Below are 26,823 nucleotides of genomic sequence, written 5' to 3' on the forward strand. Positions count from 1 at the left end.
ATCGGCGGTAGGGTTATTACAGCAATATCCTGCAGGAAGCACCTTGCGGGGCGTCAAGCCCGGCCGCCCGCAGCGCGGCGGCATGCCGCCGCAGAGTCAGGTGGCGGGCGTGGTCGCCACCGGCGGCGAACGGCGCGCCTGCAGCGCCACCCATTGGGCCAGCAGGGCGGCCATGGCGAAGGCCAGGCCCGCGCCGATCCAGGGGCCGCGGCTCAGGCCCGCATCGAGCAGCAGGCCGAAAGCCAGGGGACCCAGCGCCGAACCCACGTCCATGCCCGAATACACAAGGCCGTACACCGACCCCACGGTGCCCTTGGGCGTGACACGGCGGATCAGCATGTCGCGCGAGGGAGCCGCGACGCCCGAGCAGAATCCCGCCAGGCCGACCACGGGCGCGGCCAGGGCGGCGGGCACCCAGCCTGCGGCGAGCACGACCAGGGTCAGCCCCGCGAGAATGAGCGAGACGGTGACGGTGCGTTCGGTGCGCGACGAATCGGACACCAGGAACCCGCCCGCCGCCATACCCACGGCCGATGCGAGCATGTAGCCGGACAATGCGGAACTGGCGACGACCCCGGACAAATCGTAGAGCTGGTCCAGCAAGGGGATGGTGTAGTTCTGCACCGACGAAAGCGCGATGGACGTGCAGGCAAAGAACAGGAAGGCCCCCCAGAGCGCAGGCTTGGCCAGGAGCGCCAGCAGGGTGGGAAGCACGCCGTCCTGGGCCGGCGCATCGCCCTTGCCCGCCGCTGCGGCCGGCCGGGCGCGCGACCCCGGGCTGGCCAGCAGGTCGCGTCCCAGTACCGTCAGCAGCAGTATCGCGGCCACCAGGCCGGCCGCGCTGAACGCGGCCACGCGCCAGTTGGCCAGCAGGGTGATGGTCGTGATGAAGACGGGGGTCAGGGCCCAACCCAGGGTGCCGGTCAGGCCGTGCGTGCTGAACGCATGCCCCAGGCGCGGCGCGCTGACACGGTGGTTCATGATGGAGTAGTCAACCGGATGGAACACCGAATTGCCCACTCCGCCAATGGCGGCGGCCATCAGCAACATCGCGTACCCGTTGGCCGAGCCGATCATGATGCCCGACAGCACGAAGCACGAAAGCCCGAACCACAGCACGGGACGCGCGCCGATGCGATCGACGACGAACCCCGAGGACGCCTGCCCGATGCCGGACACCACGAAAAACGTGGACACCAGCAGGCCCAGTCGCGCAAAGTCCAGATCGAACGCGGCGCCCAGCGACACATACAACGACGGCAGCACCAACTGGAAGAAATGCGACGAACCGTGGGCGATACCGATCAGCAGAATGGTGAACCAGTCGCGGCGGCGTATGTCCGGGGCATCCAGGAAGCTGCTATCTGAACCTGAAGACATGGCAAGAGGCGGCCAGGGGCCGGGAAAAACAAGCGCGGCGCCAGCGCGCCGGCGCGCTGGTTACTGGGACTTTTCGCGGATGGCGGGCCAGGCGCGCTGCAGGTAATACAGCATGGACCAGACGGTAAGCACCGCCGCGATGACGATCAGCACGTCGCCGACCAGGCGGCTCGGCACGCCGTACAGCGGCTGGTTGTACAGCAGGCACGGGATGGCCACCATCTGTGCGGCCGTCTTGAACTTGCCCAGGCGATGCACCGCCACGCTGGCGCTGGCGCCTATCTTGGCCATCCATTCGCGCAACGCCGAAATGGTGATCTCGCGGCCGATGATGATGAGCGAGATGAACGCATCGACGCGCCCCAGATCCAGCAGCACGATCAGCGCCGCACATACCATGAGCTTATCGGCCACGGGGTCGAGAAACGCGCCGAATGCCGAAGTCTGGTTCCAGCGGCGGGCCAGCCAGCCGTCGAACCAGTCGGTCAGGGCCGCGATGATGAAAGCGCAGGCAGCCAGCGTGTCGCGGGTGGGCTCGGCCATCCAGCCGGGCGGGATATAGAACAGCCCCACCACCAGCGGGATCATGGCGATGCGCAGCCACGTGAGGATAATAGGCACGTTGATAGGCATAATGAACGTATGCTACATCACCGGCGGGAAAAGAGCCCGGGCCGCGTTGCCCGGCGCCCTGCCCCGTGCGGCGCGGCAAGGCCGGGGCTCACCCGCGCAGGGCTTCGTATATGCGTTCGGCCAGTTCATGGGAAATGCCCTCGACCGATGCCAGGTCTTCCACGCTGGCTGCGGCCACCCCGGCGAACCCTCCGAACCGCACCAGCAGGCGTTGCCGGCGGCGCGCCCCGATGCCTTCGATTTCCTCCAGGCGCGACACGTTGCGCGACTTGGCGCGGCGCGCCCGCATTCCGGTGATGGCAAACCGGTGGGCCTCGTCGCGCACCTGGGCGATGAGCATCAGCGCGGCGGACCCGGGGCCCAGCGCCACGGGGGGCCTGCCATCGGCGAACACCAGCGTTTCCAGGCCCACCTTGCGCCCTTCGCCCTTTGCCACGCCCACCAGCGTCTGGATATCCAGGCCCAGTTCGGCGAATACCTGGCGCGCGACCTCGACCTGCCCCTTGCCGCCATCGATGAGCACCAGGCCCGGCATCGGCGCCTCGCCGTCGGCCACCTTGCCGAAGCGGCGCGTCAATACCTGACGCATGGCCGCGTAATCGTCGCCCGGCGTGATGCCGGCGATGTTGTAGCGGCGGTAAAGCGATGGCTGCATGTCGTGATGCCGGTACACCACGCACGACGCCTGAGTGGCCTCGCCAGCCGTGTGGCTGATGTCGAAGCACTCGATGTGCAGACTGTCCAGCGCCGTTTCATCGGTATCCAGGTCGAGCACCTCGGCCAGGGCCAGGGTGCGGGCGGCGCGCGCGCCCGACTCGGTCAATGCGCGCGCAAGCGCCATCTCGGCATTCTTGACGGCCTGCTCCAGCCAAGACCGGCGCACGCCCTGCGGACGCGTCAGCACGCGCGCGGGACGCGCGCCCGCCTGCTCGGCGAGCAGGGTCATCAGCGCGGGATCGGGCAAGGTGTGCGTACACACGAGCACGGGCGGCAAGGGATTGTCGGTGTAGTGTTGCGCAATGAACGCCTCCAGCACCTGGGGCGCGTCCTGCCCATCCACATGCACGGGAAAGAACGGCTTGTCGCCCAGGTGGCGGCCCGCGCGCACCATAGCAAGGTTGACGCAGGTCTTGCCCCCGGCCGAGGCCACGGCGATGATGTCGGTGTCTTCGCCGGCGGTGTCTTCCATGGTTTGCTGGTGCAGGACGCGCGCGAGCGAACCCATCTGGTCGCGCGCCGCGGCGGCTTCCTCGAAGCGCAATTCGCTCGAAGCCTGCAGCATGCGCTGCTCGATCTCGCCCATGACTTCGCGCGCTTCGCCATTGAGAAAGCGCGCTGCGCGCTCGACGTCGCGCGCGTACTCGTCGGCCTGCACGGCGCCCACGCAGGGAGCCGAACAGCGGCCGATCTGGTGCAACAGACAGGGCCGCGACCGGTTGGCGAACACCGTGTCTTCACAGGTGCGCAAGCGGAATACTTTTTGCAGGATCTGTATGGTTTCGCGCACGGCCCACGCATTGGGAAACGGCCCGAAAAACTGGCCGCGCTTATTGGTGGCGCCGCGGTAATAGGCGATGCGCGGCCACTCGTGGCCGGTGATCCACAGGTACGGGTATGACTTGTCGTCGCGGAACAGGATGTTGTAGCGCGGGCGCAGGCTCTTGATGAGGTTGTTCTCGAGCAGCAACGCCTCGGCCTCGGAGCGCGTCACCGTGACTTCGACGCGCGCCACCTTCGCCACCATCTGGGCGATCCTGGGGCTGGCCAGGTTTTTCTGAAAATACGACGACACGCGCTTTTTCAGGTCGCGCGCCTTGCCTACGTACATGACCACACCGTCGGCGTCTATATGGCGATAGACGCCGGGCAGGTGCGGAAGATCAGCCAGGAACGATTTGAGATTGAATTCGTCGGGCATTCTGATAGCGGGTTTCGGCCTGCAAAGTGTCCCAGTCGGGGGCGGCAAAGCGCGGCATCAGGCGCCGGATGCGCTCGACCGATTCCGGCGGATGGGCGACATCCAGGCGTTCGAGCAGCTCATCGGCCAGGTCGGGACGGTTGCACACCAGTACCATATCGCACCCTGCCTGCAGCGCGGCCTGCGCCCGGGCCAGAATGTCGCCCGCGACCGAGGCGCCTTCCATGGTGAGATCGTCTGAGAACACCACCCCGTCGTAGCCCAGCTGGCCGCGCAGGATGTCTTGCACCCAGCGGCGCGAAAAGCCTGCGGGATGCTTGTCGACCTTGGGGTAGATGACGTGCGCCGGCATGACGGCAGGCAACACCGCGTCGCCCAGCCACGCATAGGGCGCGGCGTCGTCTTTCAGGATGCGCTCGAGCGTGCGTGGGTCGACGGGAATTTCGTGGTGCGAGTCAGCGCCCACGAAACCGTGCCCCGGAAAATGCTTGCCGCAGGCTGCCATGCCGGCCAGCGCCAGGCCTTGCGCGAGCGCGCGCGCCAGCATGGTGACGACCCGCGCGTCCCGGTGAAATGCCCGGTTGCCGATGACCTGGCTGACGCCGTAATCGAGGTCGAGCACCGGCGTGAAGCTCAGGTCTACCCCGCAGGCTCGCAGTTCGGCGGCCAGCACATAGCCAGCCTCGGTGGCCATGCGCATCGCGGCCAGCGGATCGGCGTCCCACACTTTGCCCAACGCCTGCATGGGCGGCAGCGGCGTAAACCCGTCGGTGCGGAACCGCTGCACCCGGCCGCCCTCGTGGTCGACGGCAATGAGCAAGGGCTCCTGGCGCGCACGATGGATCTTGCGGGTCAGCGCGCGCAACTGTTCGCGGCTTTCGAAGTTGCGGGCGAACAAGATGACGCCGCCCACCAGCGGATGCCGCAGGCGCCGCTTTTCTTCTTTGGTCAGGGTGGCGCCGGCGATATCGACCATGACGGGGCCGGGGGGCAGCGCAGTTTTGCGTTTCTTTGCCATATTGGCTTGTCCTTGGGTTATGCGTGTTTCGCGAGCCGCCTCAGGGCTTGCGCTCGACCACCACGTAGGCGGCGGCGAGGTCGGATTCATCGGTGATGGACACGTGGGCGGAGCCAAAACGCTGTTCGTACCATTCGGACAGGTCGGGCGCGAGCACCAGCACCGGCCTGCCGCCCGGTGCGTTGAGCGTCTGCACGCGGGTCCAGGTCATGGGCATGCGCATGCCCAGGCCGATGGCTTTCGAGAAAGCTTCTTTGGCGGCAAAGCGCGTGGCCAGGAAACGCACGCCGCGCGCAGCATCGCGGGCCCGGCGCGCGTGGAATTTTTGCAGTTCCTGCTCGCCGAGGATTTTCTGCGCAAAGCGGTCGCCGTGCCGCGCAAGAGCCGCCTGGATGCGCTCGATGCGGATCAGATCCATGCCGATGCCGGCGATGGCGCCGGCAGGCATGGATGGCGATGGGGTGGGCGTATCAGACATGGAATACGGGTCGCACGCGGATGCGGGGCGCCTATCGCCCCATATCCGGGATCATACGCGACCCCGCCGCGCCGCCGGACAGCCCTAGCGGCCCCGCTGCGCCTGCAGGCGCGCCTGCACCATCAGGGCTTTCATGTCTCGCACGGCCTTTTCCCAGCCGTCGAACACGGCCTGGGCAACGATGGCGTGGCCGATATTGAGCTCGGCAACGCCATCGAGCGCGGCAATGGGCCCGACGTTGCCGTAGTGCAGGCCGTGGCCGGCGTTGACCCGCATGCCGTGGCGCAGGCCTTCGGCCACGGCCGCGCGCAGGCGCTGCAATTCGGCTTCGGCCTGGCCCTGGCCAGCTTCGGCGTAGGCGCCGGTGTGCAGTTCGATGACCGTCGCGCCCGCCTGCGCCGCAGCCTGGATCTGGGCGATATCAGGGTCGATGAACAGCGACACCCGGATACCGGCATCGTGCAGGCGCGACACCGCGTCGCGCACCGTGCCCTGCGCGCCCAGCACATCGAGGCCGCCTTCGGTGGTGAGCTCGGTGCGCTTTTCCGGCACCAGGCAGACATCCTGCGGACGCACGGCGCAGGCGATCTGCAGCATTTCGTCGGTGATCGCGCATTCGAGATTCATACGGGTGCGCAATACCGGCCGGATGGCATGGACGTCGGCATCCTGGATATGGCGGCGGTCTTCGCGCAAGTGCAGCGTAATCAGATCGGCGCCGGCGTCTTCGGCGCGCAGCGCGGCCGCCACCGGGTCGGGATACGCAGTGTGGCGCTGCTGGCGCAGCGTGGCCACGTGATCGATATTGACGCCTAGTTCAATCATGGTGTTTTTGCAGAAGAAACCTGAGTGGCTTCGGTCCAGCCGCCGCCCAGCGCCTTGTACAGCTCCACGCGGTTGTTCAACGCTTCGAGACCGGCCTGGACGAGCCCCAGCTGCGCACTGAAAAAGTCGACCTGCGCAGTCTGGACCTGCAGGTAGCTGTCGATGCCATTGGTATAGCGCAGGTTCGACAGTTCGAGGGTGCGCGAGGTGGATTCCTGCAACGAGCGCAGCGCGTCGAGCTGCGCCGCATAGGTGGCCTCGCCCGCCAGGGCGTCGGAAACTTCGCGGAACGCCTGCTGGATGGTCTGCTCGTACTGCGCCACCGCAATGTTGTTGCGCGCGGTGGCCAGGTTCAGACCTTCCCGGATACTGCCGCCCGCAAAGATGGGCGTGGTGATCGACGGTGTGAAGTTCCAGGCGCGCTGCCCGCCTTCGAAGAGCGACCCCATCGACGTGCTGGCGAAACCCAGCATGCCGGTCAGGGATATGGTGGGGAAGAACGCGGCGCGCGCCGCGCCGATATTGGCGTTGGCAGCCCTGAGCTGGTTCTCGGCGCCGATGATGTCGGGCCGGCGCACCAGCAGGTCGGACGGCAGGCCGGCCGGCACTGTTGCCAGCAGCTGGTCGCGGCCGAATTCGACGGGGGCAGGCAGGTTATCGGGCAATGGCGTGCCCACCAGCACCGTCAGCGCGTTGACGGACTGCGCACGCACCCGCGCCAGTTGCGCCAGGTCGGCCGAGGCCGAATCGAGCAGGCCTTTGGACTGATTGAGCTCCAGCTCGGACGCCACGCCGCCGTCGTAACGGCGCTTGACCAGGTCGTAGGATTCCTGGCGCGACGCAAGCGTCTTGCGGGTAAGATCGAGCTGCACTTCGGCCGCGCGCAGCGTGAAATACGCCTGCGCCACCGCGCTGACCAGGGTGATATGCACGCTGCGCTGGGCCTGTTCGGTGGCCAGGTACTGCTGGTAGGCCGCCTCGGACAGATTGCGCAGGCGCCCGAACAGATCGATCTCGAACGAGGTCAGGCCGATGCCTGCCTGGAAGGTGTTGCCCACGGTGTCGCGGCCCTGCGGGCTCAGGTTGGCCGGCACGCGCTGGCGCGTGCCTTCGCCGCCCAGCCCGATGCTGGGCCACTGGGACCCGCGCTGCACGCCGTACTGGGCCCTGGCCTCTTCCACGCGCTCGACGGCGATACGAAGGTCGCGGTTGTTGACCAGCGAGAGCTCGATGAGGGCCTGCAGGCGCGGATCGCGGAAGAACTCGCGCCAGCCTATATCGGCGGCGGGCACGGCGCCGGGCGGCGCCACGGCCTGCGCGGACTGCTCCGACAGGGACGTGGGCCGGTCATAGCCGCCGTACTGCACCTTGGGCTGCGCCGGCCAGTCGCCGGGCACCGGCGACGCGGGGCGGTGGTAATCGGGGGCCAGCGAGCATCCGGCCAGTATCGCGACCAGGCACGCCGACAGGGCGGTTCGTTTATGGATCAGGGCTGTCATTGCTTGCCCTCCTGGCCGGGCGCCGCGTCGGGCCCATGGCCGGATTGTTCGGACTGCGCCTCGCGGGCGCGCTTGGCGGCCTGCTCGGCTTCGAATTCCTTGAGTTCATTGCCCAGCAGGCGGGGCTTGGTCTTGAACAGGCTAAGCACCACCACGAAGAAAGTGGGCACGAAAATGACGGCGAACGGCGTGGCCGCAAGCATGCCGCCCAGCACGCCGATGCCCACCGCACGCTGGCTGGCGGCGCCGGCGCCCGTGGCGATCGCCAGCGGGACCACCCCCAGGATGAACGCGAGCGAGGTCATGAGAATGGGGCGGAAACGCAACCGTGCCGCCTCGACTGTGGCCTCGTAGAGACCCATGCCGCGCGCGTACTGGTCTTTGGCGAATTCCACGATCAGGATGGCGTTCTTGGCCGCCAGGCCGATCACGGTGACCATCCCCACCTGGAAATAGACGTCGTTGGACATGCCCATGGCCGACACGAGGGCGACCGCGCCAAGCATGCCCAGCGGCACCACCAACATGACCGACAGCGGGATCGCCCAGCTTTCGTACAGCGCGGCCAGCACCAGGAACACAATCAGCAGCGACAGGCCCAGCAGGATAGGCGCCTGCGCACCCGCCTGGCGTTCCTGGTACGACAGGCCGTTCCATTCGTAGCCGAACCCGGCCGGCAGCTGCCCCACCAGGCGCTCCATTTCGGCCATGGCTTCGCCGCTGGTGTAGCCCGGCGCCGCGTCGCCGCTGATGCGCATCGACTCGTAGCTGTTATAGCGGACCACCTGCACCGGCCCCTGCGTCCATTTCGCGGTGACGAAGCTGGACAGAGGCACCATGCCGCCCTGGTTGTTGTTGACGTTCATGCGCAGGATGTCTTCGACCTGCATGCGATGACGCGCCTCGGCCTGCACCCAGATGTTCTGCATGCGCCCCATGTTGGGGAACTTGTCGATGTAGGCCGACCCCAGCGCCGTGGACAACAGCGTGGCAACTGCATCGAAATCGACGCCCAGCGCCGCGGCCTTGTCGCGATCGACAGTGAGGTTCAGCTGCGGGCCCTCGCCCAGGCCGGTAATGCGCACCTGCGACAGCACCGGACTTTGCATGGCCATGCCCATCAGCTGGCCGGTGGCTTGCGCCAGCGCCGCCGAACCCGCGTTGGCGCGATCCTGCAGGCGGAAGTCGAACCCGGTGGCGTTGCCCAGCGACGAAATGGCGGGCGGCACCAGGGTGAATACCTGCGCGTCATGGACGCCCATCAAGAGTTTCTCGATCGCCTTGAATGCGATCGCCCCGGCGGAGTCGGCGCGGTCTTTGCGCTCGGAGAAGTCTTTCAAGGTAGAGAACGCAATAGCGGCGTTCAGGCCGTTGCCGTTGAAGCTGTAGCCCTGCACCGTGATGATGTTCTCGACCGCGGGCTGCGCCATGAAGTACTGCTCGACCTGTTCGATCACATCGACCGTGCGGTTGGCGCTGGCGCCGGTGGGCAGTTCGATGTTGCTTACTACGTAGCCCTGGTCTTCCTCGGGCAGGAACGACGAGGGCAGGCGCAGGTAGAGCCAGCCCAGCAATACCACCAGCAGCAGGAAGAACAGCATCATGCGGCCGCCCTTGTGCAGAATGCGCGCGACCCAGTTCTGGTAGCGGTGGGTGGTGGCGTCGAACTTGCGGTTGAACCAGCCGAAGAAGCCCTTCTTGGATTCGTGATGGCCCTTGGGCACCGGCTTGAGAATGGTGGCGCACAACGCGGGCGTGAAGGTCAGCGCCAGGAAGGCCGAGAAGAAAATGGACACGGCCATCGCCACCGAGAACTGGCGGTAGATGACGCCCACGGACCCGCTCATGAAAGCCAGCGGCAGGAACACCGTGACCAGCACCAGCGTGATCCCGACGATGGCGCCGCTGATCTGCGGCATGGCTCTCTTGGTGGCCTCTTTGGGCGGCAGGCCTTCGGTGGTCATGATGCGCTCGACGTTCTCGACCACCACGATGGCGTCGTCGACGAGGATCCCGATCGCCAGCACCATGGCGAACATGGTCAGCACGTTGATGGAGAAACCCAGCGCCAGCATCACCGCGAAGGCGCCCAGCATGGCCACCGGCACCACCAGGGCCGGGATCAGCGTGTAGCGCACGTTCTGCAGGAACAGATACATGACCAGGAACACCAGCACCATGGCTTCGGCCAATGTGTGCAGCACCTGCTCGATCGAAATCTTGACGTACGGCGCGGTGTCGTACGGGATGTCGTACTTGATATTGCCGGGGAAATACTGAGACAGGGTCTCCATCTGCGCGCGCACGCCCTCGGCGGTGGCCAACGCATTGGCGTCGGGCGACAGCACGATGGCAAACGCGGCGGTGGGCTTGCCGTTCAGGCGGGCGCCGAACTGATAGTTGTCCGCGCCGACCTCGATGCGCGCCACATCGCGCAGGCGCACCGTGGAACCGTCGGTGTTGGCGCGCAACACGATATTGCCGAAGGCCTCGACCGTGGAAAGCTGGCCGTTGACGATGACCGTGGCGGTGGAACGCTGGCTGGCCGGGTTGGGCGGCGCACCCATGCTGCCCGCCGATACCAGCACGTTCTGGCGACTGATGGCGGCGTTGACTTCGGCGGGGCTGAGATTGAACCCCACCAGTTTGTCAGGGTCGATCCAGACGCGCATGGCGCGCGGCGCCGCGAACAGCTGGAACTGGCCCACGCCGGGCACCCGCGAAACCGGGTTCTGGACATTGCGGGCGATGTAGTCGGCCAGGGCGGTCTGGTCCAGCGAGCCGTCGGTGGACGACAGCGTGACGATCATCAGGAACCCGGCGCTGGTCTGCTCGTAGGTGATGCCCTGCTGGTTCACGGCGACAGGCAGCTGCGCAGACACGTTGGACACGCGGTTCTGCACATCGACCTGCGCCATGTCCGGGTCGGTGCCCGGCGCGAAGGTGGCGGTAATGGTGGATTGGCCGTACGAGTCGCTGACGGATTCGTAATACAGCAGGCCCTTGGCGCCGTTGAGCTGGTCTTCGATGATACTGGTCACCGACTCGGCCACTTCTTTGGCCGAGGCGCCCGGGTACGTCGCCGTAATCGTGATTGCGGGCGGCGCCACGTCGGGATACTGCGCGACCGGCATGTTGGGAATCGCCAACAGCCCGGCCAACAGGATGAACAGGGCGACTACCCAGGCGAAGATTGGACGATCGATAAAAAATTGCGGCATGTGGGCTGACTCAGGAAGTGCTCACGAAAAGCGGCATGCGGCGCAAGGCCGCGTGCCGTTCAGGACGGCTGCCCCGCGGCCGGTTTTGCGGACTTTTCCCCGTCGCCCGCGGGCTGGGCCTGGCCATCGGCCGGCTTGCCGGGTTGTGCGCCCGGTTGCGCCGCCCCCGGTTGAGCCGGCTTGGCCCCGGGCTGCCACGGCGAGGCCTGCACAGGCGCGCCCGCACGGATCTTCTGGAAGCCTTCCACCACGACCACTTCGCCGCCCTTCAGGCCGCTGGTGATGAGCCATTGGTTGTCGATGACCGGACCGGTGGTCACCGGCACTTGCTCGACCTTGTTGTCCTTGACCAGCATCAGGCTCTGCAGGCCATCGGCCGTGCGCTGCAACGCCTGCTGGGGCACCAGCAGCGCATTCTGGTCGATGCCTTCGTTCACGCGCACGCGCACGTACATGCCGGGAAGAAGAATGCTGTCGGGGTTGGGCACCTCGGCGCGCAGGTTGACCTGCCCCGTGGTGGGATCGACCGTAATGCCGGTGAACAACAATTTGCCGGCGTGCTCGTAGACGGAACCGTCTTCGAGCACGACTTCGACGCGGGCGGCGTTATCGCCCACCCGCTGCATCTGTCCGCTGGCAAAAGCCTTGCGCAGCTTGGCCAGGTCTACCGTGCTTTGCGTGAAGTCGATGTAGATGGGGTCGAGCTGCTGCACCACGGCCATCTGGGTGGCCGAGGTGCCTTCCACCAGCGCGCCCTCGGTAACCAGCGGCTTGCCGATGCGGCCATCAATGGGCGAGGTGACATCGGTGTAGCCCAGGTTGATCTCGGCGGCGTCGAGATTGGCCTTGGCCGCAGCCACTGCCGCTTCGGCCTGCCGGCTGTTTGCCACGGCGTTGTCGTATTCTTGCTTGCTGACGGCGTTGGCCTTGACCAGCGGCGCATAGCGATTGGCCAGGGCCTTGGCGCTGAACAAATCGGCCTGCGCCTGCTTGAGCTGGGCGGCCGCCTGGTCGCGCGTTGCGCGGTATGGCGCGGGATCGATCTTGAAGAGCAACTGCCCTTCCTTGACATCGCCGCCCTGTTCGAACTCGATACGCTGGACGATACCCGTCACGCGCGCACGGATCTGCGCGTCGCGCACGGCGTCAACCCGGCCGGGCAGGTCGGACACGATGGAAGCGGGCTTGGGCTGAACGGTAATAACGCTGACCTGCGGCATGCCCGGGTTCATTTGCGGCTGTTCTTTGCAGCCTGCCAGAGCCAGCGCCACAAGCGCGGCAGCCCCGATTCCCGAGACACGATGAGGCGAAAAACGCATGGATTCCTCACGGAGTAGAACCGTGGGCACGCCAGCCGGTGCACACGGGATCGGACACCAGGAGACGCGTCCGAGAAGCCCGTTACTGTACCGTATTTTTGCGGCAAAACGGCAGTTTTTCGCGCAATGGCGCTGTATTGCGGCCTGTATGCCGGCTATGAGGGCATGCCTTCGGCGATCAGGTGGCCCAGGAATACATAGCCCATGCCATGCACCGTGTGCAACGGCAATGCGGCGCCCAGCGCCGCCACTTTCTTGCGCAGCCTGCTGATGGCGACATTGATGGTGCGTATGCTGGCATGGGGAACGCGCTGCGCGAGCGCGTCTCGCGTGAGTTCGCGCTGCGGGCTGGCCAGCAGGCACAGAAAGCATGCGCGTTCGACGGCTGTAAGGTGCAGGCGCTGGCCATCGGGTGTGCTGAGTATCCAGCCCTGGTACAGCAGGCCCCACCAGCCGTCGGCGCCGCTGCCCACGGCCTGCGCGGCATGCGCAGGCGGGTGAAAGGCGGGTACAGGGGAAGCGGATGCAAGCGTGGACATGCGGAATTCGGAATGCGGAGAGGGCAACGAGTTGAAATAAGCGCGGCGCAACATCACATGGAGTTGCCCGTGTGCCCGAAAGGCTACCGGAGTTGTACGGGGCGTCGCGCGACGCCCGGGCACGCCCCTGCAGAAATCAGACCAAGTTACCCACTACAGATACCAAAGCCCTGCGCGCCGGTCAGTCGGGGCGCCGATGCACATCGTGAGTGATGAAGCTCTCGTCGGCCGAAGGAGGTTCGAGCACCGCCGGATCGGCCAGCGTGCGGCGGATGTCGGCCAAGCCGCTCTGCCAGTGGTCACGCATGGCCTCGGAGCCGAATTCGTAGTCTTTGGACTGGCGCTCGTAGTGTTTTGCTTCGTAGATCAGGTTGATGACATTGACCGCCGGCGTGCAGGCCTGCTCGCGGATGTCGGCCAGCGCGGCGCTGTTGCGCTCGTGCTCGGGCAGGCGTTCGAGCAGGCGCTGCAGCGAACGCCGCAGCCTGAGCACGCGCCTGTACATGTCGGTAACAGCGCGGGTGCGGCTGGAATACTGGATGTCTTTCTGACGTTCGGCGACTTCTTCCAGGCTGGTGGGCAAGGGGCCGCGCGCAGGCCAGAGGTCGACCTGGAAGGCCAGCGTATCGGGCATCGGGTGCGCCGACAAAATGTGCGCAAGCGGCGTGTTCGACACCACACCGCCGTCCCAATAGTGTTCGCCGTCGATTTCCACGGCAGGAAAGCCCGGCGGCAAGGCGCCCGAAGCCATGATGTGCTCGGGTCGCAGCTGCACACGCGTATTGTCGAAATAGGAAAAATTGCCGGTGCGCACATTGACCGCGCCCAGGCTGACGCGCACATCGCCGCGATTGAGCAGGTCGAAATCCACATACTGCCCAAGGGTGGCCTTCAGCGGCTCGGTGTCATAGAAGCTGGTGGCTGCGGGCCCGCCGCGCAGCCAGTACGGCGGCGGGTAGCGCGGCCGGAAGAATCCCGGCTGGCCTACTGTCAGGGCCTGGAACGCGGCGAGCTGCGCATTCATGGCGGGCGAACCGTAGCCGAACGGCACGCCCTGGAACATGCGCGCCATCGTGTCGCCCCACGGCAGCGCCGAAAATCCGGTGGGCCGGCATATGCTTTCCCAGAACCCGCGCAGGCGCTCGACCCGTTCATCGGGTGGCGAACCGGCGATAATGGCCGCATTGATGGCGCCGATCGAAATGCCGGCCAGCCAGTCGGGGCGCACGCCGGCCTCGTGCAGGCCTTCGTAGACGCCGGCCTGGTATGAGCCCAGCGCCCCGCCGCCCTGCAGGACCAGCGCCACCGTATCGTAGGCGGCCTGGCCCGGCTTGCGCGCCCCGTGTCGCGGATTCCGCCGCGCCATTACTTGGGCGCGGGCACTTGCGCCACACCGCTGCCGGCCCGGAACGGATAGCGGCTGAATATCTGGGCGACGTTGGCTTCGACGCTGGAAGCCGAATTGGCCTGGGCGACGTTGTCTACGACGCCGACGCTGACGCCTTCCCAGACCAGTTGCTTGCGGCGGGCGTCGACCAGGTCGATATTGAGCGTGCCCTCGTTGTACTGATATACATCGCTGCCCCAGCCGTAGCCCGGCCAGCCGCCATAAAAGCCCGCGCGATAGCCGTAGTACGGCACGGGCATCGGCATGCCGGGGGTGACCTCGGTTTTCTGCTGCAGCTTGGCGTTGAAGTTGACCAGCAGGTCGGGCGACTGCTCGTTATAGGTGTAGCCACGCATTTCCATCTGGCTGCGCGTCGCGGTCTTCAGGCGTTCGGTGAGCAGCGTGCTGTAGCCCGATTTGTCCGTGCCCAGCGCAGACATGAAGCCGAAGCTGCGATATTGAGCGAAATCGGCGTTGTGGTCGTAGTCGCTACGGATGGTGGGGCCGGAGGCGCAGGCCGACAACAGGCTGGCGACCGCCAGGGCGGGCAGGAACGCATGGCATTTCATCAAGGTCTCCGTATGTGAGTACCGTGCGCATCATGCCGCGAAGCGGGCAAACTTGCAATGCAATCTCATTCTCATTGTGCAGGTCCTGCGGACGCGGCGCGGCGTGGGCAGGCGGGGCGGCGCACCGGACCCATCGGCAACCCCTGCACGGGCCGCGCCGCTAAACTATGCGCGACGCTTTTTCCTGACCGCCATGTCCCCTGCCCCACTTGAACTCGACGGCTCGATCTGGCTGCGCGCCGGCGCCCAGACCTGGGGCGGCAGCAGCCGCATCGACCTGCTTGCCCAGATCGACGATACCGGCTCGATCAGCGCCGCGGCGCGCGCCGTGGGCATGAGCTACAAGGGCGCCTGGGACGCCATCGACACCATGAACAACCTGGCCGGCGAACCGCTGGTCTTGCGCGCCACCGGCGGCAAAGGCGGAGGCGGCGCACGACTGACGCCGCGCGCCCGCCAGCTGGTGGCCACCTTCAGGGCTCTGCAGGCCGAGCATCAGCGCATCATGGCGCACCTGGCGCAGGCAGGCCTGGACGACGCCGGCAACCTGAACCTGATGAGGCGCATCATGTTGAAAACCAGTGCCCGCAACAAGCTGCTGGGCGTGGTCACCGAAATACGCCCCGGCGCGGTGAATGACGAAATCGTGCTGCGCATCGGCGGCGGCCACGACGTCGTGGCCACGATCACGCAAGAAAGCACGGCGGAACTGGGCCTGGCCGTGGGCAGCGAGGCGATTGCGCTCATCAAGGCGCCGTCGGTGCTGATCGCCCTGCCTGGCGGCCTGCGCATATCGGCCAGCAATCAACTGCCCGGCACCGTCGCGCAGGTGCGCGAAGGCGCAGTGAATTGCGAAGTGATCCTGGACCTGGATGGCGGCGGAACGGTCGCCGCGGTGATCACCCAGGACAGCGCGCGCGCCCTGGAACTGGCGCCTGGCCTGCCGGCGCTGGCGGCATTCAACGCGTCCAGCGTCATATTGGGGGTCGTTGCCTGAACCGGCCGGTTGCGGGCCGTGCCGCAACTGGCCCGTGCGGCCCGGCCTACGCGGCCCGGCCTTTTCCCCTAGCCCAGCAATAGCGCGTCGTCGGCCAGCTTCTCGCCGCGTACCCGCTCGAACATGGCCAGCAGGTCGGGCACGTCCAGGCCCTTGCGCTGGTCGCCCGACACGTCGAGCACCACCTGGCCCTGGTGCAGCATGACGGTGCGATCACCCACGTCCAGCGCCTGCCGCATGCTGTGGGTGACCATCATGGTGGTAAGCCTGCTTTCCGCCACGATGCGGGCAGTGAGCTGCAGCACGAAATCGGCCGTGCGCGGGTCAAGCGCCGCCGTGTGTTCGTCGAGCAACAGGATGCGGGAAGGCTGCAACGCCGCCATCAGCAGGCTGACTGCCTGGCGCTGCCCCCCGGACAGCAGCCCGATACGGTCGGTGAGGCGGTTTTCCAGCCCCAGCCCGAGCGTGGCCAGCCGTTCGCGAAAGCCCTCGCGCATCGAGGCCTTTACCGCGCGGCCGAAGCCGCGGCGCGCGCCACGCAGCTGCGCGAGCGCCATGTTTTCTTCGATGGTCAGGTCTTCGCAGGTGCCGGCCATGGGGTCCTGGAATACCCGCGCCACGCGGCGGGCGCGCTGCCAGACCGGCTCGCGCGTGACATCGGCGCCCTCGATCTCGATGCGGCCGGAATCAATGGGCAGGTCGCCCGAGACGGCATTCAGAAACGTGGACTTGCCGGCGCCATTGGAACCGATGACGGTGACGAACTGCCCGCTCGGAATCTCCAGCGACAGGCCGCGCAGCGCGCGGGTTTCGATGGGCGTACCGGCATTGAAGGTAATTTTGAGGTCTTCTGCGCGCAGCATGGTCAGGCTCCTTTCTTGCCAAGCAGCCGGCGCTTCATCATGGGAATGACCAGGGCGATGGTGACCAGCACTGCGGTAACCAGGTTGAGGTCTTGCGCCTTCAGGCCGATGAAGTCGCTATTGAGCGCCAGCGCGATGAAGAACCGGTATACGATGGCGCCCAGAATGACCGCCAGCGTGGCCAGCACCAGCTTGCGAGACGGCAGGATGCTTTCGCCCACGATGACCGCGGCCAGGCCGATGACGATAGTGCCCACGCCCATCGATATATCTGCGCCGCCCTGGGTCTGGGCGAACAAGGCGCCCGCCAGGCCGACCAGCGCATTGGACAGCGCCATGCCGGCCAGGACCATCCCGCCCGTGTTGACGCCCTGGGCGCGCGCCATGCGGCCATTGGACCCCGTGGCGCGCATGGCCAGGCCGGTCTGCGTGGCCAGGAACCAATCGAGCAGCAGCTTCACGATGATCACCGCCACCACCAGAATCAGCGGCCGGGCCACGTAGTCGCTGATCCAGTCGGGCTGCAGAATCGTGAACACGGTCGGCTCGGTGATGAGCGGCACGTTGGGCCGGCCCATGACTCGCAGGTTGATCGAGTACAGGGCGATCATCATCAAGATGCTGGCCAGCAAATCCATGATGCGCAGCCGCACATTGAGCCAACCCGTCACCAGCCCGGCGGCGGCCCCTGCCACGGTGGCGGCAATCGTCGCCAGGAACGGGTCCATGCCGCCCGAAATCAGCGTGGCGGCCACGGCGCCGCCCAACGGGAAGCTGCCGTCCACGGTCAGGTCGGGAAACCGCAGCAGGCGGAAGGAAATCAGGACGCCCAACGCGACCAGGCTGAAAATCAAACCGATTTCCAGGGCGCCGAGCAAGGAAAACAAGGACATGGAGAGTCGGGCCCGGCGTGTCTCGTGAACGCGGCGGGCGCAGCCTTGGGTATGTTCAGTGAAAAAGCGCGGCGGCCCGCCGGCCGCCGTGCCACATTGTTACTTGACGACCTCGGCGGCCGACTTGAGCAACTCGTCCGACAGCGTGACGCCCTGCTTTTCAGCAGCGCCCGGGTTGACGAACAAGCGCAGATTGGAGCTGGTTTCCGATGCGATGGCGCCCGGCTTTTCGCCCTTGAGAATGCGCACCACGATCTTGCCGGTCTGCACGCCCAGGTCATGGTAGTCGATGCCCAGCGCCGCAATGGCGCCGCGCTTGACGCTGTCGGTGTCCGAGGCCACCAGGGGGATCTTGGCATCATTGCCGACCTTGACCAGCGACTCGTATGCCGACACCACGTTGTTGTCGGTATTGGTGTAGATGACATCGACCTTGCCGATCAGGCTGCGCGCGGCCGAAGCGACGTCCACGGTGCGCGGCGCGGCGGCCTCTACCAGCGACATGCCGGACTTCGACAGCAGTTCCTGCAGCTGCTTGACCACGACCACGGAGTTGGCTTCGCCCGGGTTGTACACCATGCCCACGCGCTTGGCGTCGGGCACCACCTTTTTGATCAGCTCGATCTGCTTGTCGAGCGCGAGCAGGTCGGAAACGCCGGTGACGTTGGTGCCGGACGCATCCATGGAGGGCACCAGCTGTGCGGCGACCGGGTCGGTTACGGCCGAATATACGACCGGAATGTCTTTGGTGGCAGCCACCACCGACTGGGCCGAGGGCGTGGCGATGGCCACGATGGCATCGGGACGGTCGCCCACGAACTTGCGCGCGATCTGTGCGGCGGTGCCGGTATTGCCCTGCGCGCTCTGGTACTGCCACTTGAGGTTCTTGCCGGACTCGTAGCCGGCCTGCTTCAAGGCGTCCTGCACGCCGTCGCGTACGGCGTCAAGGGCCGGATGCTCGACGATGGCGGTCACCGCCACCGATTTTTGTTGCGCCGCAGCAGGAACAGCGTGGATAGCCAGCGCCGCCGCCACTGCGCCCAGCGTCAGAAAATGTTTTTTTCCGATCAGCATAGGGATACTCCTTGCACCGTGTAGGTATCGTTGTTGTCACGGCCCCGCGACGGCTTCCCGTCGGCGCTCGAGCCGGTGAAACCGCGTAGTCTAACGTGTTGGCGCCGGCTTTGTGGCGCGGGAAATCCCTGAAATGGTGCACGCGCCCCGGGCCCGGCCCCGCCGCACCGACGCGGCAGGCCCGGGCCAAGCGGCACGATCAGTCCAGCGTAACGCCCGATTGCTTGACCACGTTGGCCCAGCGCTCGATCTCGCTGTCGACAAAACTGCCGAATTGCGCGCCCGTGACGCTGGGGATGGTGGATCCGTTGCCCGCCCAGATTTCCTTGATCTTGGGCGTGTTCAGCGCCTTGGTCACTTCGGCGATCATCTTGTCCACCACGGGCTGGGGCGTGCCCGCCGGCGCCCACATCGCGTACCAGGTCGATACTTCGTAGCCAGGCAGCCCCGCCTCGGCAACCGTGGGAACGTCCGGGAACGACGGCGAGCGTTGCGCCGCGGCGACGGCCAGCGGCTTGATGCTGCCGGCGCGGATATGGCCGGCCGACGAACCCAGGCCATCGAAGGCCAGGTCCACCTGGCCGCCGATCAGCGCCGACAGCATGGGGCCCGCCCCCTGGTAGGGCACGTCCACCAGCTTGATATCGGTCTGCAGGGCGAACAGCTCGCCGGCAAGGTGGTGCGTGCTGCCCTTGCCTGCCGTGCCGAAGTTGATCTCGCCCGGCCGCTTGCGCGCATACTCGATGAACTCCTGCAGGCTATTGACCGGCAGCTTCGACGCGTTGACCACCACGACTTGCGGCGGCTGGGCAAGCAGCGCGACCGGCACGAAATCTTTCTGGATGTCGTAGCTCAGGTTCTTGTACAGCGACGGCGCCACGGCGTGATGCGCCCCGCCCATGAAGAACGTGTAGCCATCCGGTTTCGCCTTGGCAGCTACGCCGGCGCCTACAGTGCCGCCCGCGCCGCCCTTGTTGTCCACAACCATGGTCTGCCCCAGCTGCATGCTGAGCTGCTGGGCAAGCGGGCGGGCAAAGGTGTCCGTGCCTCCGCCGGCGGGAAACGGCACTATCAGGGTGATGGGGCGGTCGGGCCAGTCTGCGGCGGCGGCGCTGGGCGCCAGGGCCAGGTTGACGCTCAGCGCGGCCGCCACGGCCAGCGCGTGAATTGCGTTGCGGTTCATTTCATCTCCTCAGTTAAAACAGCTCGCGAGGCTGCTTGCATGTAGTTTTGTTATACGGTGCTACGGGACGCTGTGTCGGCTGGTTCGTGTGGTGGATCTTCTCCTCTGTCGAGGTTGGAAAAGGAACGGCCCCGCGGCCGTTCCCCGTGGTTCTGCTAGGCGGCCTTGTATGTGTCGCGCAGCACGTTCTTCTGCACCTTGCCCATGGTGTTGCGGGGCAGCTGCTCGACCACGTGGATCTGCTTGGGCACCTTGAAATTGGCGATGCGCGACTTCAGCTCGGCCTGCATGGCAAGCGTGTCCACCGTCGCGCCGGCACGCGGCACCACCACCGCCACCACCGCCTCGCCGAAATCGGGATGAGGCACGCCGATCACGGCAGACTCGAGCACGCCGGGCATCTCGTCGATGATCAGTTCGATCTCTTTGGGATAGACGTTGTAGCCGCCCGAGATGATCAGGTCTTTGCTGCGGCCCACGATAGACAGGTAATCGCCGGGCACCTTGCGCCCGCCCGATTCGCCGCCCCACCGGCCTACATCGCCCGTGCGGAACCAGCCATCGGCGGTGAATTCTTCGCGAGTCTTCTCGGGCATGCGCCAGTATCCCTTGAATACGTTGGGCCCGCGCACCTGCACATTGCCGATCTGATCTTCGCCCAGTTCCGCGCCGCCATCGTCCACCACGCGCACCTGCACACCGGGCAGCGGCTTGCCTACCGTGCCGCCCAGCCGCTCGCCGTCGGCCGGATCATAGGGGTTGGACGTCAGCATGACGGTTTCGCTCATGCCATAGCGTTCCAGAATCGTATGGCCGGTGCGCTCGCGGAATTCGCTGAAGGTTTCCATCAGCAGCGGCGCCGAACCCGAGATGAACAGGCGCATGCGCGCGCAGACGTCGCGGGTAAAGCGCGCGTCGGCCAGCAAGCGCACGTAGTAGGTGGGCACGCCCATCATCACCGTGCAGCGCGGCAGATACTGCAACGCCTGGTCTACGTCGAGCCTGGGCAGCCAGATCATGCGCGCGCCGGCCAGCAGTGCGCCGTGCGACGCGACGAACAGGCCGTGCACATGGAAGATAGGCAGCATATGCAAGAGCACATCGTCGGAACGCCAGCCCCAATAGCGGTGCAGCACCTGCGCATTGGAGGCAAGGTTTCCGTGCGTGAGCATCGCCCCCTTGCTGCGGCCGGTGGTGCCCGACGTATATAGGATGGCGGCCAGGTCGTCTGTGCCGCGCACGGCCGCCTGGAAGCTCGTGCCCAGGCCGGCGCTGGCCTCGAGCAGCGAACCGCTGCGGTCATCGTCCAGCGTGTACACATGCTGCGTGCCGGCCTGCTCGGCGAGCTTGCGCATCCATTCGGCGTTCTTGCTGGAACACACCACCACGGATGGCTCGGCGTCGCCCAGGAAGTACGCCACTTCGCTTTCGCGATAAGCCGTGTTCAGCGGCAGGTATACGTACCCCGCGCGCAGCGTGGCCAGGTACAGCAGCAACGCCTCGGGCGACTTGTCCACTTGCACGGCCACCCGGGCGCCTTCGGGCAAGCCCAGCGAGGCCAGCAGATTGGCCATGCGGGCGCTGGCGTGGTCCAGATCGTCCCACGTGTACTGCTGGTCGGGCGTCTCCAGCGCGACCTTGCTGCGGTCGGCCGGAAAACCGCCGGCCAGCACGCTATACAGATTGGCGTTGCTCACCTTGTTCAGTCTCCAGTAAATACGGGCGGCCGCCCCGCCAGGAAGGCGCTGACGCCCTCGCGATGGTCACGGCTTTCGGCATAAGAAAAGAAATCTTGATAGTCGGCTTCGGACAGCGGCGTACCTTGCAGCAGCCTTTGCGCCTGGCGTTTGTTGATGCGGGCGGCCAGCGGCGCGCCGCGCGCAATGCGTTCGGCGCTGGCACGCGCCTGGGAGGCCACGTCGGCGTCGGGCACCACCCGGGTCAGCAACCCCAGCGCCTGCGCCTGGGCCGCGTCGAACACCTGCCCCTCGAGCAGGATAGCCATCGTGGCCGCCCGGCCAGCCAACGCCAGCAGGCCGCGCATTTCGTCGGGCGCCATGGGAAAACCCAGGCGATTGATCGGCACCCCGAAACGCGACGATGCGCCGGCGATGCGAAGGTCGCATTGGCAGGCGATTTCCAGGCCGCCGCCCACGCATACCCCTTCGATCTGCGCGACCACGGGATGAGGGCATTGCGCGACGGCGGCCAGCGCCGGCGCGAGCACATGCTGGTGATAATGGCGCACCTGTTGCGCGTCGCCGCGCACCTGAGGAAATTCGCGGATGTCGGCGCCGGCGGCAAAGTTACCTTCCGCCCCGCGCACGACCACGCAGCGCACCGAGGCATCCGCGGCCAGGCTGGCAAAGACGTGGCGCAACTGTTCCCACATGGCCACGCTGATGGCGTTCAGGCGGCCGGGGTTCGACAGGGTGACCCATGCCAGCTCGCCTTCGCGTTCCAGCAATACCTGCCCTGATGTCGGTTTCTCTTGCATGCCGCCCTACCCGATGCGTGCGATGCCGCGGCTGACGCGTGGCCTGCCCTCGCCCAGCTCGGCCAGGTTCGCGTCCAGGTCATCCAGGTCGTACAGGTAATTCACCATCATGCCGCACGACTGGGCCAGCCCCTTGGCCGACGTGTCGGCCGCCCAGTTCAGGCGTTCTATGCGCGCGCCGTTGCCCAGGTGAAAGCGCGCCACCGGATCCAGCGGCTGGCCGTTTTTCATCGCCATCAGGTAATGCGCAGCCAGCTTCAAGCCCGTGCGCTGCACGATTTCCGACGGCTTGCCGGTGGCCGCCTTGGACAGGCGGGCCGCCCACCGCGCGCCATCGGGTGCGCCCGAGCGCGTACGACCCTTATCGCGCACAATGTCTTCAACCTCTTGCGCCGTCAGGCGCGACAGCCAGTCGACCAGCCCCGGTATCGGCGACAAAGTGGCGAACGAACGTACCTTGGGCACTTCTTCAAGCAGGCGTTCGATTACCCGCTTGAGCAGGAAGTTGCCGAAACTGATGCCGCGCAGGCCCGGCTGGGTGTTCGAGATGGAATAGAAGATTGCCCAGCGCGCCTTGTCCAGGTCGTGCGACGGCGCATTGGTGTCAAGCAGCGTCTGCACGTTGTCGGCGATCTGCGCCGCGAATGCGACCTCGACGAAGATCAGCGGCACGTCCGGCATCTGCGGATGGAAGTATGCGTAGCAACGCCGGTCGGGCGCCGCCACCCGGTGGCGCAGGTCATCCCATGACCGGATTTCGTGCACGGCCTCGTACAGGATGAGCTTTTCAAGCAGTGAAGCGGGCGAATCCCAGGTAAGCGGACGCAGTTCGAGCAGGCCGACATCGAACCATGCCGACAGCAGCGATTCCAGGTCTTTTTCCAGCGCCTGCAACCCGGCCACCTGCTTGCGCCAGCGCAGCATGTCGGCGCGCAGCGCCACCAGGAAACGCAAGCCGTCGGGCAAGGCGTTGAAACGCCTGAAAAGCCTCAGGCCCTGGTCGCCGCGCGGTTCCAGCCCGCCGCTGACGCCGGCCAGTCCGGCCAGCAGCTCGCGCCGCCGCTTGCTGTCGGCTGCGGTATAGCCGCTGCACCAGCCGCGCGCCAGCTTGTTGGCCGCGACATCGGTCAGGCGCGCCTGGAACAGGGGCAGGAGCTCGGCGGCGCCCGGCAGGCGCCCGCGATCCCACCAACGCCCCAGGCGAGCCATCAGGCCGGCACTTTCTGCCGCGGCGCTGTCGTCGACGGCGACGTCCGGCTCAGGCTGCCGGGTGCCGCGTGCGTACGGACTGGAGTCTAGGGCGGTCATGAGCGGGCTCCTGCGTGTAAGTGGGGGAAGATTCGGTCGCCGCCTCGGCCTGGCTGGCCAATACGCGCAATGCGTCGAGCTGGCGCAGCAGGTGCTTGCGCGCCAGCGCTTCGGCCGCTTCGGGGTCGCGGGCCTTCAGGGCCGCGAAGATCGCCAGGTGCTCGGCGCACGAGTCGGCCATGCGGCCGGGCAATACCAGGCTCTTGTGGCGAAACAGGCTGAGCACCTTGCGTAGGTTGCCCACCATGTCCGACAGCCAGTGATTCCTGGCCAGCGCCTGCACGGCTTCGTGGATGAGGGCGTTGGTGTCGTAATACGCGTCGATGCGGCCGGCCGCGGCATGTTCGGCCAGCGCACGGTGCAGCGGTTCAAGCGCCGCCAGGTCTGCGTCCGAAGCCTTGATGGCGGCCTCGTGGGCGCATCGCCCTTCCAGCATGGCCATCAGGGGAAAGATGTCTTCGAGGTCTTGCAGCGACAGTTCGTTGACGAAGCAGCCGCGCCGCGGTTCCAGCCGTACGAGGCCTTCGGTGGCCAAGACTTTGAGCGCCTCGCGCAAGGGGGTGCGCGAAATGCCGAGCAGGCCCGTCAGCCGGGTTTCGTCTATCCATTCGCCGCTGGCCAGGGCGTGCGAACGGATCATGGCGCGCAGGCGGTCGGCAACCTCGAGGTACAGCGCTTGCCGGACGATGGGAGCAGTCATGAGGCGGGATGCCGTAATTCATAATTATGAACACCCATCATACCGACCTCCCCCCGGCGCGGGAAGCCCCCGCGCCATAGGTACTATCCCGATACCGCCGTGGCGGGCGGCTAGAAATGCAGCATGCCGTCCACGGCGTGGCGCATCAGGGCGCGCGCCCAGCGCCGCGCCGGCAGGCCGTATTGCCCCTCTACGTCTTCGGCGCGGGCGAGCAATTGCGCGGGTGTGACCGCCAGGGGCGGCCCGGTGAAGGCCAGCACGATCTGGTTGCCGGCGTCGATTTCGGGCAACAACAGGATGCGGTCGTCGAACGCCTTGCGCAGGTTCTCGATATTGCGGCCGAAACTTTCGTGCCGGCCGAACAGGTTCACCGACAGAACCCCTACTTCGCCCAGCACGCGCCGGCAGCCACTGTAAAAGGCCACGGAATCACGCACCGGCCCGCGCGCCGAAGCGTCGTAGAGGTCGACCATCAGCACCGGGCAAAGACCCGCGTGGCGCGGGTCCGCCACCCAGGCGGCGGCGTCGTCGTGCTCGACCGAAAGGCGCTCTGCCGCCGGCAGGCGGAAGAACATCTGGCATACGGCCGTGACTTGCGGGTTCCATTCCACGGCAACCACCGGACTGCGGGTGTGTTTCAGGCAGAAGCGGGCCAACGAACCGGCCCCCAGCCCCAACAGGCCGATGGATTGTTCTTTGGGCGGCTCGAGAAACAGCAGCCACGCCATCATCTGCGCGGTGTATTCCAGCACCAGGGCGGCGGGCGTCTTGATGCGCATGGCGCCTTGGATCCATTCGGTGCCGAAATGCAAATAGCGGATGCCGTCGGCTTCAGAAAGCGTGGGCTGGTCGAGAGTATGGGGAGCGGGTCGGACAGGCATCGCGCGATTGTAGCCAGCGCGGTACCCTGTGGCTTGTCCCTGTTGATGGAGCCATGTCGATGTCCAACGCGCTCTCGAGCACGCAAGTCGTACGTAAAACCGTCATTCGCACCGCCGGTGGACTGGTGGCCTCACAACACCGCAGGGCGGCCGAAGCGGGCGCGCAGGTGCTGGCTGCGGGCGGCGACGCCGTCGATGCCGCAGTGGCGGTGTCGTTTGCCGCCGGCGTGGCCGAGCCCTGGATGAGCGGCCCGATGGGCGGCGGCGCCATGACCCTGTACCGGGCAGACCAGAACCGCGCCCAGGTGGTGTATTTCGGCATGCGGTCGCCGGCGGGACTCGACCCCGCCCACTATCCGCTGGCGGGCACGGGCGCCGTGTCGACCGACCTGTTCCCCTGGCCGGCGGTGGTAGACGACCGCAATGCGCGCGGCGCGACCGCCGTGGCGGTGCCGGGCACGGTGGCGGGCATGGAGCTGGCCCATGCCACGCACGGGCGCCTGCCCTGGCGCGAGTTGCTGCAGCCGGCAATTGCGCTGGCGCGCGAAGGCCTGCCGGTCGACTGGTACACAACCTTGATGATCGCGGGCTCGGCGCGCTGGCTCGCGCGCGACGCCGATGCCGCGCAGATGTTCCTGGATGACGGCATCTGGCCCAAAACCGGCGGGTGGGCCACCGCCGCGGGCCAGCGCATCATGATGGCCCGCGCCGCCGACACGCTGGCTTGCCTGGCCGAGGACGGGCCACGCGCATTCTACGAAGGCGACATCGGCGCGCAACTGGCGCGCGACGTGCGGGACAAGGGCGGATGCCTGACCCCGCAAGACCTGCGCGACTATCGGGCGTCGATCCAGGAGCCGCTGTCTATTCCATATCGCGGCGGACGGGTCTACGCCACGCCCGAAATGACGGCGGGCCCCAGCCTGGCCCGCTGTCTGCAGCGCCTGCAGACCCGGCTGCAACCCGGGCAGGCGCCCGATGCCGGTGCATTCCTCGCCTATGCCGACGTATTGCGCGAAGAATACCGGTGGCGGCTGTCCAACATGGGCGACAACGAAGACCCGCGCACGCCCGCCTGCACCACGCATTTCAGCGTCGTAGACCGCCATGGCAACCAGTGCGCCGTCACGCAGACGCTGCTGTCGGCTTTCGGGTCGCATGTGGTCTCGCCATCGACCGGCATGCTGCTGAACAACGGCATCATGTGGTTCGATCCCGAACCCGGCAAGGCGAATTCCCTGGCGCCAGCGCGGCGGTGCCTGATGAATATCTGCCCCGTGATCGGCGAGGCGGACGGCCGCCGCTTTGCGCTGGGCGCCTCGGGGGGGCGCAAGATCCTGCCTGCCGTCATGCAGCTGGTGTCGTTCCTGGTGGATTACCGGATGAGCCTGGAAGACGCCTTCCACCATGCCCGGCTGGACGCCAGCACCGACATCGTGACGCTGGATCCCGGCCTGCCCGTTCAGGCCTACCAGGCCGTGGCCGCCGCATACCCGCATGCACAGGCGCCGCGCACCTTCTACCCCTATGCGTATGCCTGCCCGTCGGCCGTGCTGCGTGATGGCGGCGAGAACGAAGGCTGCACCGAAATCATGGCGCCATGGGGTGACGTGGCGCCGGAGCCGCCGCGCGGCTGACGGG

The 26,823-nt window shown here is 66.6% G+C and carries 23 protein-coding genes; 2 read left to right on the forward strand and 21 right to left on the reverse strand.

Annotated elements, in window-relative coordinates:
* Positions 1–96: 96 nt before the first annotated feature.
* From CAL18_RS11420 to CAL18_RS11475, 12 genes are all read right to left on the reverse strand, one after another.
* Positions 97–1,380 (reverse strand): MFS transporter, encoded by a 1,284-nt coding sequence (locus CAL18_RS11420; protein WP_094796849.1) that lies wholly within the window; start codon positions 1,378–1,380, stop codon positions 97–99.
* A 60-nt stretch (positions 1,381–1,440) separates the two neighbouring features.
* Positions 1,441–2,013 carry a CDP-diacylglycerol--glycerol-3-phosphate 3-phosphatidyltransferase gene (gene pgsA, locus CAL18_RS11425; protein WP_026639084.1) on the reverse strand — a complete coding sequence of 191 codons (573 nt, stop codon included), beginning with the start codon at positions 2,011–2,013 and terminating at the stop codon, positions 1,441–1,443.
* Positions 2,014–2,101: 88 nt separating this feature from the next.
* A complete protein-coding gene (uvrC, locus tag CAL18_RS11430; protein ID WP_094817871.1) occupies positions 2,102–3,931 on the reverse strand; it encodes an excinuclease ABC subunit UvrC in 1,830 nt (609 codons plus the stop codon).
* Complete coding sequence (gene nagZ, locus CAL18_RS11435) at positions 3,894–4,949, reverse strand: beta-N-acetylhexosaminidase (protein ID WP_026639086.1); 1,056 nt, start codon at positions 4,947–4,949, stop codon at positions 3,894–3,896. The genes uvrC and nagZ overlap by 38 nt, the downstream gene beginning before the upstream one ends.
* A 40-nt stretch (positions 4,950–4,989) precedes the next feature.
* On the reverse strand, positions 4,990–5,427 hold the full coding sequence (acpS, locus tag CAL18_RS11440; protein ID WP_094796851.1) for a holo-ACP synthase: 438 nt from the start codon (positions 5,425–5,427) through the stop codon (positions 4,990–4,992).
* Positions 5,428–5,511: 84 nt separating this feature from the next.
* Positions 5,512–6,252, reverse strand: a complete 741-nt coding sequence (locus tag CAL18_RS11445) for a pyridoxine 5'-phosphate synthase (protein WP_026639088.1) — start codon at positions 6,250–6,252, stop codon at positions 5,512–5,514.
* The gene (locus tag CAL18_RS11450; protein ID WP_094817872.1) at positions 6,249–7,751 is read right to left on the reverse strand and encodes an efflux transporter outer membrane subunit; all 1,503 of its coding nucleotides are present in this window, start codon (positions 7,749–7,751) and stop codon (positions 6,249–6,251) included. Before CAL18_RS11450 ends, CAL18_RS11445 begins: the two co-directional genes overlap by 4 nt.
* Entirely contained in the window at positions 7,748–10,972 is a 3,225-nt protein-coding gene (locus CAL18_RS11455; RefSeq protein WP_026639090.1) for an efflux RND transporter permease subunit, read from the reverse strand. Before CAL18_RS11455 ends, CAL18_RS11450 begins: the two co-directional genes overlap by 4 nt.
* 59 nt (positions 10,973–11,031) lie before the next feature.
* The gene (locus CAL18_RS11460; protein WP_094796852.1) at positions 11,032–12,291 is read right to left on the reverse strand and encodes an efflux RND transporter periplasmic adaptor subunit; all 1,260 of its coding nucleotides are present in this window, start codon (positions 12,289–12,291) and stop codon (positions 11,032–11,034) included.
* A 155-nt stretch (positions 12,292–12,446) separates the two neighbouring features.
* A complete protein-coding gene (locus CAL18_RS11465) occupies positions 12,447–12,830 on the reverse strand; it encodes a helix-turn-helix domain-containing protein (protein ID WP_026639092.1) in 384 nt (127 codons plus the stop codon).
* 181 nt (positions 12,831–13,011) lie between these two features.
* Positions 13,012–14,196, reverse strand: a complete 1,185-nt coding sequence (locus tag CAL18_RS11470; RefSeq protein ID WP_026639093.1) for a DUF3734 domain-containing protein — start codon at positions 14,194–14,196, stop codon at positions 13,012–13,014.
* Positions 14,196–14,786 (reverse strand): DUF4136 domain-containing protein, encoded by a 591-nt coding sequence (locus CAL18_RS11475; RefSeq protein ID WP_038852188.1) that lies wholly within the window; start codon positions 14,784–14,786, stop codon positions 14,196–14,198. The genes CAL18_RS11470 and CAL18_RS11475 overlap by 1 nt, the downstream gene beginning before the upstream one ends.
* Positions 14,787–14,979: 193 nt before the next feature.
* Here CAL18_RS11475 and CAL18_RS11480 point away from each other — a divergent pair, with 193 nt between their 5' ends.
* A complete protein-coding gene (locus CAL18_RS11480) occupies positions 14,980–15,783 on the forward strand; it encodes a TOBE domain-containing protein (protein ID WP_026639095.1) in 804 nt (267 codons plus the stop codon).
* Positions 15,784–15,851: 68 nt separating this feature from the next.
* Here CAL18_RS11480 and CAL18_RS11485 read toward each other — a convergent pair whose 3' ends face one another.
* From CAL18_RS11485 to CAL18_RS11525, 9 genes are all read right to left on the reverse strand, one after another.
* Complete coding sequence (locus CAL18_RS11485; protein ID WP_094796854.1) at positions 15,852–16,646, reverse strand: ABC transporter ATP-binding protein; 795 nt, start codon at positions 16,644–16,646, stop codon at positions 15,852–15,854.
* Positions 16,647–16,648: 2 nt separating this feature from the next.
* Positions 16,649–17,539 carry an ABC transporter permease gene (locus CAL18_RS11490; protein WP_026639097.1) on the reverse strand — a complete coding sequence of 297 codons (891 nt, stop codon included), beginning with the start codon at positions 17,537–17,539 and terminating at the stop codon, positions 16,649–16,651.
* Between the two features lie 99 nt (positions 17,540–17,638).
* Positions 17,639–18,613: an ABC transporter substrate-binding protein gene (locus CAL18_RS11495; protein WP_026639098.1), complete on the reverse strand. Its 975-nt coding sequence runs from the start codon at positions 18,611–18,613 to the stop codon at positions 17,639–17,641.
* A 199-nt stretch (positions 18,614–18,812) separates the two neighbouring features.
* Positions 18,813–19,796, reverse strand: coding sequence for a Bug family tripartite tricarboxylate transporter substrate binding protein (locus CAL18_RS11500; protein ID WP_026639099.1), 984 nt, complete (start codon positions 19,794–19,796; stop codon positions 18,813–18,815).
* Between the two features lie 155 nt (positions 19,797–19,951).
* Positions 19,952–21,493, reverse strand: coding sequence for a malonate--CoA ligase (locus tag CAL18_RS11505; protein WP_026639100.1), 1,542 nt, complete (start codon positions 21,491–21,493; stop codon positions 19,952–19,954).
* A gap of 5 nt (positions 21,494–21,498) precedes the next feature.
* A complete protein-coding gene (locus CAL18_RS11510; protein WP_094817873.1) occupies positions 21,499–22,293 on the reverse strand; it encodes an enoyl-CoA hydratase/isomerase family protein in 795 nt (264 codons plus the stop codon).
* 6 nt (positions 22,294–22,299) lie between these two features.
* Positions 22,300–23,601, reverse strand: coding sequence for a malonyl-CoA decarboxylase domain-containing protein (locus CAL18_RS11515; RefSeq protein ID WP_026639102.1), 1,302 nt, complete (start codon positions 23,599–23,601; stop codon positions 22,300–22,302).
* Entirely contained in the window at positions 23,552–24,301 is a 750-nt protein-coding gene (locus CAL18_RS11520; RefSeq protein WP_094817874.1) for a GntR family transcriptional regulator, read from the reverse strand. Before CAL18_RS11520 ends, CAL18_RS11515 begins: the two co-directional genes overlap by 50 nt.
* A 110-nt stretch (positions 24,302–24,411) precedes the next feature.
* A complete protein-coding gene (locus CAL18_RS11525; RefSeq protein ID WP_094817875.1) occupies positions 24,412–25,182 on the reverse strand; it encodes a spermidine synthase in 771 nt (256 codons plus the stop codon).
* Positions 25,183–25,241: 59 nt separating this feature from the next.
* On the opposite strand from CAL18_RS11525, the gene CAL18_RS11530 reads away from it, so the two are divergent.
* Positions 25,242–26,819, forward strand: a complete 1,578-nt coding sequence (locus CAL18_RS11530) for a gamma-glutamyltransferase (protein ID WP_094817876.1) — start codon at positions 25,242–25,244, stop codon at positions 26,817–26,819.
* Positions 26,820–26,823: the final 4 nt, after the last annotated feature.

Origin of the sequence: Bordetella genomosp. 7, assembly GCF_002261415.1 — a bacterium.
In the GTDB taxonomy this organism is placed as follows: Bacteria; Pseudomonadota; Gammaproteobacteria; order Burkholderiales; family Burkholderiaceae_B; genus Bordetella_A.